This window comes from Polaribacter sp. (genome assembly GCF_039939415.1).
GTDB lineage: Bacteria > Bacteroidota > Bacteroidia > Flavobacteriales > Flavobacteriaceae > Polaribacter.
On record NZ_JBDVJE010000085.1, the window covers coordinates 1 to 7782 of the forward strand.

The following is a 7782-nucleotide window of genomic DNA, read 5'->3' on the forward strand; positions in this document are numbered from 1 at the left end:
TTATTCTAAAACCATCTATCCACAAGAAAACACAAAAAAGCTAAAAAGCGTCCTCCAAATATCGTTTTACAGAATACCATGAAAACCCAAAAGTAATTACTTAATTTACAAAATATTATATCGAATAATAGCCCTCTTCAACCTATTCATAATGATGGGAAATAAGAACAGCATAAAATAGCAACCACTGCACGCCAATATTATAAGCAATTAAAGGAATAAGGTATTTTGGAATAGAAACCAAAAATTTATTAAAAAATCATTTAAAATGAATGTTACAAAGCCTTTTTTCAAAATGAATCCAGCAAGGTATATTGTTGTATTTACGGTTTTATTAGTTTCTATCTCTTGTAAAAAAAAGATAAATACTATTACTTTAAATAAGGTAGAATTTGATCAAACTAATAATTGGATTCTTTTAGAAAGAACGGATGTAAAAAAAGAAAACAATACCTTTTCTTGGAATTTTAAGGTAAAACAACCAGCAGAATATGTTATACAAATAGTTTCAAATGATGAATTATCCGAAGGTGAAAATTATGCAAAAGTAAAAATTGGAGCACACGAATTTAAAGAATCATTATCAAAAAACTATGTGATTAATGCTACTAAAATAGTATCAGAATTCAAAAACAGAATTCAATTTAAAAACACAGAAAAACAGAGAATTTCAATAACAACAGACGCTAACTTTAATAAGTTAAGAATTATTCCTCATTATAAAAAACCAATTGGTTCTGGCAACTATCATCAAGAATGGTTAACAATGCATCAATCTAATGAGAAACAAGAAGCGCTTAAACGTTTTAAAGAAGCAAAGTTAGGAATGTTTATCCACTGGGGATTATATTCTCAGGCTGGAGGAATTTGGAAAGGAACCAAAATTAATAACTCACCTTATCCAGGACCAAAAGTAGCAGAATGGTTAATGTATGCTTTTAAAATTCCTAGAGAAGAATATAAAAAACTAGCCAAAACCTTTAATCCTGATAAATCATTTGCAAAGAATATAGCAAAACTTGCCAAAGATGTTGGCATGAAATACATTGTAATTACCTCTAAACATCATGATGGTTTTTCTTTGTTCAATTCTAAAAGTTCTGCATATAATATGGTTGATGCAACACCTTACAATGCAGATATTATTAAGGAACTATATGATGCTTGTTTAAAAGAAGGTATCGATTTTGGAGTGTATTATTCTCATGGAAATGATTGGATGGATGGTACAGATGGTAACTATGCCAACGTTAAAAAAGTAAACGATTCTTTAGGAATTTACACACATCCAACAGGTAAAAACTTATGGAACCCAACTAAAAATACGCATAAAGAATATCTTCAGAATAAAGCTTATCCTCAAATAAAAGAACTCTTAACTTTATTACCAGAATTACGTTTAATTTGGTTTGATGGAACTGGTTTTGTTACAGAAAAACAAGCTTTTAATTTTTATAAACTCGTTTATGATATAAATCCAAAGGTATTAGTGAATAGAAGAGTTGGTTATTCTTTTGGTGATTATTTAGATGCTGGAGATAACAAGATTCCTTCTGCATCAGAAAAATTAGAAAAATATTGGGAAACCTGCGGAACTACTAATAATTCTTGGGGTTATAAATCTTATGATAAGGATTGGAAGAGTCCTAAAGAATTATTGTACTACTTTGTTGATATTTTATCAAAAGGTGGAAATTACTTGTTAAACATTGGTCCCGATGGAAAAGGAAATGTCCCTGAAACAAGTGCCAAAAACTTACGTGAAATGGGGAAATGGATACATCAAAATGCGGATGCTATTTATGGAACATCTCGTTGGAAAATACCTAATGAAGGGCAAGAAGAAACTCTTTTAGAAGGTACAGGTCATAGAGCCGTTAAAGGATTTAAAAGAAATTTTACTTCAAAAGATTTTTGGTTTACATCAAAAGATAATAAAGTTTACGTTATTTCTCTATCTAATACTGAAGGTGATATTCTTATAAAATCGCTAAGAAAAGGAGAAGGAAGTGTTGAACAAGTAAAATTATTAGGAAGCGACAAACCTCTTGTTTGGGATCAAAATAAAAACGGATTAAAAACTACAATAACTAGTTTGCCAATAAACTCATTAGGTTACGCATTAGAAATTACTTTAAAAAACAAGTAAAATAAATTATGAAAAGTAAATTGACTCAAATTCATCAAATACGTTTTCTACTTTTATCAGTCTTTTTTATTCATATAAATTGTGCAAGTAGCCAAACAACAGAAAAAACAAAGAATAAAAAACCTAACATCATATACATCTTAGCTGATGATTTAGGGATTGGAGATGTTAGTATTTATAATGAAAACAGTAAAATACAAACACCTAATTTAGATAAAATGGGACAAGAAGGTATGCTATTTTCAGATGCACATACCTCATCTTCTGTTTGCACACCAACTAGATACGGAATATTAACAGGAAGGTATAATTGGAGAACACCTTTAAAAGAGTTTGTTACTTGGGGAAATTCACCATCTTTAATTCGAAAAAACAGGTTAACTGTTGCTCAATTATTAAAAAATAATGGGTATAAAACTGCAAATATTGGAAAATGGCATTTGGGTCTAAATTGGACTATGAAAAATAACAACCCAGAATTTGAGCATTTTTCAGATAAAACAAATCGTTTAAATTTTAAAAACATTGATTATAGTAAACCTTTAAAATTTGGACCTTTAAATATGGGGTTTGATTACTCATATATGATTTCAGCTTCTTTAAATATGCCTCCTTTTGTGTATTTAGAAAATGATAAAGCAACAATGATTCCTAAAGGAATATCATCTCAAACTAAAAAACAATCTCCTTTTGCAACTTGGATAAAAGGTGATATTGCAGATGATTTTAAACACGATCAAGTACTACCAAACATTGTTAATAAATCCATTTCATTTATTAAAGAGAACGCAAATAAGAAAGCCCCTTTTTTTATGTACATTCCCTTGCCTTCTCCTCATAACCCTGTGCTACCAATTGCTCCTTGGAAAGGAAAAAGTGAAATTAATAGCCCTTATGCAGATTTTGTTATGATGATTGATGATTTAATGGGAACGATTTTTAAAACATTAAAAGAACAAGGAATCGATGAAAATACATTGGTTGTTTTTGCCAGTGATAATGGCTTTGCAACTACCAATGATTTAAAAACATTAAGAAAAGAAAAACACAGTCCAAGTTATATTTATAGTGGTTACAAAGGAAGCTATTTAGAAGGTGGTCATAGAGTTCCGTTTCTTGTAAAATGGCCAAAAAAGATCAAACCAAATTCCGTTTCTGATGCCACAATTTGTACTACAGATTTTATTGCGACTTGTGCAGACATTATCAATTATAACTTTAAGGATAATGAAGCTGAAGATAGTTTTAGCATGATGCCTTTATTAACCAATGATGGAAATTACTTAAGAAAAGCTACTATTCATCATGATAAATATGGTGTTTTTGCCATCAGAAAAGGAGATTGGAAATTAGTAGTATCTCCAAATTCTGGAGTTATGGCATCAGGAAAAACAAAAAAACATAAAGATATTTTTTCTGAAGAAATATTATACAATTTAAAAACAGACATCAAAGAGAAAAAAAATATTGCTAGTAAATATCCTGAAAAGGTTAAGGAATTGAAAGAATTGTTAATCAAACAAATAAGAGAAGGTAGAAGTACCTCTGGAAAAATTCAAAAAAATGATGCAATAACAGGAGAATGGCCTCAAGCAAATTTTGCTTTTTAAAAATACAAAATTCAGTAACATGACCACATTTATGGAAGTTAAAATAAATAGACTTATTATTCTTGCTTTTACCATAGTATTGGTGGGGAATAGCTTTTCCCAAACTGATGATCAATCAAAGGGAGCATATCGAGATGTTTACATCAAAAAAAGATGGAAAAAATTAGATAAAAATAAAGACAATAAAGTTAGTTTTAAAGAATATTCTAGTAAGTTGAAACTTTCTTATTTAGATATAGGTGGGAAAAGGAAATTAAATGTTTTGTACAAAAAAACAAAAGAAGAAAATTTATATCTAGATATTTATTATCCTAAGAACTTTAAAAAAGCCCAAAAATTACCTGTTATTATTTACACTCATGGAGGTGGTTGGGCAGTAGGAAGCAAACATGCTGCTGCAAACGCATCTTTTAAAGTGGTTCATGAAGCACTTTTAAACAAAGGTTTTTGTGTTGTCTCTGTGGGATATAGACTTTGGAGTAAAAAAGGTACTACATTTATGCGTGATTGTGTTATAGATAGTAAAGATGCCATGCGTTATTTATCGAAACATAATAATACATTAGGAATAGATACAAATCGTTTCTTTTCTTTTGGAGATTCTGCAGGTGGTCAAATTTCTCAAATGTTATTATTAAGTTCTCCTAAAAGTTTAAAAGGTGATCCTAATTTGGCTTCATATACTTATAAAATGATAGCCGGAGTATCTTGGTACGGCCCTTGTGATTTTGAAAAAATAAGTTTATTTAATCATAATAACAGTCCAAACTTTAAAGATAGATTTGGTCCAAGAATTGTAAATCCAAATACCAAACCTAAAGATAAGTTATTGCTGTATAAAGAAGTGAGTCCTATTAATTATTTACAAAAAAACAGCCCTCCTCTATTAATGATACAAGGTGATAAAGACACAACAATACCAGTAAAACATGCTTATTATATGGACGAAAAAGCAAAAATTGTTGATGCGTCTGTAACAACATTAATAATTAAAAATGCAGGACATAATTGGCGAAAAGTGGGCGCAGATATTATTCCAACCAGAGCATCTATTATTAAAACTACTATTGATTATTTTGTTTCTCATTCAAAATAATTGATTAAAGCAATTAAAAAAAAGAATAGAGATACTATAGTTTTAATTATAGATTTAATTTTGCTCTATAACCATTATTTTTTTAAGTCAATCATTTCGTAAAAATAGATGCTTGTATGGATTTTTCAAATATTAAAAGTTGTTGGTTAGTATAACTATTTAAACTAGTAAAACATAAATTTAAGTAATTATGAATGGATTGAAGTTTTTAAATATCAAATTAGTATTTATAATGTTAATTTCTGCTGTTTGGTGTTCAAATGCACAAACGAATTCGGAAAGACCAAATATCGTTTTTATATTATGTGATGATTTAGGCTATGGAGATGTACAAAGTTTAGCTCCAGAAACAAGTAAAATTAAAACTCCACATATAGATCAATTAACCCAAGAAGGGATGACTTTTACAGATGCTCACTCTGGCGCATCTGTTTGTACACCTACACGTTATGGTATTATGACAGGACGTTATAGTTGGCGTACAAAACTACAAAGTGGAGTAGTTCAAGGTTTTGCTCCAAATTTAATTAAAGAAAATCGCCCAACAGTTGGAGATTTCCTTGGTGACCAAGGTTATCATACCGCTTTAATTGGAAAATGGCATCTTAATTTTCAATATTTAGATCCGAATACTAAAACACCAATTGCTAAAATTGCAAAGAAACAGTTACCTCCTGTTGGCGCTATCATTCCTGATGGGCCAATTAATAGAGGATTTGATTATTATCATGGTTTTCATCATGCTAGAGATATGAAAGCTGTCATTGAAAATGATGAAGTTGTTCTTCATGAAGATGAAATTAATATGTTGCCTCGTTTAACAACCAAATCTGTTGAATACATTGAGAAGCAAGCAAAAAATAAAGACGGAAAACCATTTTTCTTATATGTTCCTTTAGGTTCACCACACACACCAATATTACCTTCAAAAGAATGGCAAGGTAAAAGTGGACTTGGAGCCTATGCAGATTTTGTAATGCAAACAGACGCAACAGTAGGTGCTATAACAAAAGCTCTTAAAGATAATGGATTATCAGAAAACACTTTAGTGATTTTTAGTAGTGATAATGGTACCTCTAAAGCTGCAGACATTAAAGAACTTGCAAAACAAGGGCATATTGTAAGTGCGGGATATAGAGGCTCAAAATCAGATTTATGGGATGGAGGACATCGTGTTCCTTTTATTGTAAAATGGCCTAATATGGTAAAACCTAACTCAAAAAATAATGCACTAATTTGTTTAACAGATGTTATTGCTACTTTTTCTGATATTACCAATAAAGATCTACCTAGTGAAAGTGGAGAAGATAGTGTCAGTTTTTTATCAGCTTTAAAAGGAAAAAAAATAAAAAGCACTAGAGCTGGTGTAATACACCATTCAATTTCTGGACATTTTGGGTATCGATTAGGGAAATGGAAATTATTATTAGCTAAAGGTTCTGGAGGATGGTCTTCACCAAGAGAAAATGAATCTAGAGATATGCCTATTGCTCAATTATATGATATCCAAAAAGACCCTTCTGAATCTAATAATTTATATACAAAATGTCCAAAAATCGTAGAAAAATTGCTAAAACAATTGGAATTAGATATAATAACAGGTAGAAGTACAAAAGGAGAGTTTTCTAAAAATGATGTTGATAAAATTGTATTGTGGAAAAGCGAAAAAAAGAAAAACAAAAAAAACAAGAAGAATAAAAAGAATAAAAAGAAATCAAAAAATTAACAATACTTTTTTTATGAAATTTAATCTTTCTAATATTAGCGTATTATCAATTGTTTTATTGTTTTGCTCATGTGTAACGGCTAAAATTCCATATAAAATAAGTGATGGAAGTACTTTTGAAACAAAATCATTTTATCCGAAATTTAGTTGGGAAACAACACCAATGTATTATATGTTTGGGGACCCAAAACGAGTTTTACATCCAGAAGAAGTAGCATTTATTGCAGAAAGAACAGACTTTATTTGTATTGAAAAATCGCATGGACAAGGTAATTTAGGAGCTGCAGAATTAGGAGCAAAACATGAAGTAGAAGCTTTTAAGAAGGCAAAACCAGATATGAAAGTGCTTTTTTATTTTAATTCAGCTTATGCTTGGCCTTTCACTTCTTACAACAAGAATTTCACACAAGAAAATATTAATAATTATCCTGAACTAAAGGCCTTTTTGATAGAAAATCCTGAAACTAAAGCATTAGAAGAACGAAAAAATGTTTTTTATTTTGATGTTTTAAATCCAGATTTTCGCAAATGGTGGGTGAATACGGTTGCTGAAGCTGTTCAGTTTTCTGGTGCAGATGGTGCTTTTATAGATCAAATGCATGGTTTTGCTTGGTTACGCCAAGATAAAGCGCAAGACGTTCAAAAAGCAATGGGAACGATGATGAAAGCTTTAAAAGAAAAATTAGGTCCTGATAAAATAGTACTTGGGAACAATGCAAATGCTAGATTAGCAAGACATGTTTTTCCATCTATAGATGCCAATATGTTTGAACATTATGGAGAAAAGATGCTAAGCAAAGAAAAACTACTGAATGATTGGCAGGACATGCTTAAAATTTCTAAAGCCGGAAAAATGTCAATCTTTAGAATTGGTGTAGAATATGATCCTGTAGCGCATACAAATCCGACATATTATAAAGGAAAACTTAGAAATGAACGTTATGCAAAACTCTCTAAAGAAAAATTAGAGTATTATCTGGCTTGTTACTTAATTGGTGCGCAACCCTATTCTTATTTTCAATATGGTTGGGGTTGGCAATTGGCACATGGTTCTTTAATGGAATATCCCCAATTGCAAAAACCATTAGGTGCTCCTAAAAGTGCATATCAAAGAACATCCGCTACAGATTGGGAGTTTACACGCGAATTTGAACATGCTTCTGTTTGGGTGAATACGGAAACTAGACAAGCTAAGATCACT

At 30.4% G+C, this 7782-nt stretch carries 5 protein-coding genes; all 5 read left to right on the plus strand.

Translation table 11 applies throughout. The features are described 5' to 3' along the window. Positions 1-268: 268 nt before the first annotated feature. Positions 269-2149, plus strand: coding sequence for an alpha-L-fucosidase (locus ABJG40_RS13950; protein WP_348025203.1), 1881 nt, complete (start codon positions 269-271; stop codon positions 2147-2149). Between the two features lie 8 nt (positions 2150-2157). Then, entirely contained in the window at positions 2158-3759 is a 1602-nt protein-coding gene (locus tag ABJG40_RS13955; RefSeq protein ID WP_348025204.1) for an arylsulfatase, read from the plus strand. A gap of 31 nt (positions 3760-3790) precedes the next feature. Further along, the gene (locus ABJG40_RS13960; RefSeq protein ID WP_348025205.1) at positions 3791-4855 is read left to right on the plus strand and encodes an alpha/beta hydrolase; all 1065 of its coding nucleotides are present in this window, start codon (positions 3791-3793) and stop codon (positions 4853-4855) included. Between the two features lie 190 nt (positions 4856-5045). Further along, entirely contained in the window at positions 5046-6581 is a 1536-nt protein-coding gene (locus ABJG40_RS13965) for an arylsulfatase (RefSeq protein ID WP_348025206.1), read from the plus strand. A 13-nt stretch (positions 6582-6594) separates the two neighbouring features. Next, the coding region (locus tag ABJG40_RS13970; protein ID WP_348025207.1) for a putative glycoside hydrolase at positions 6595-7782 on the plus strand (1188 nt) is incomplete at its 3' end.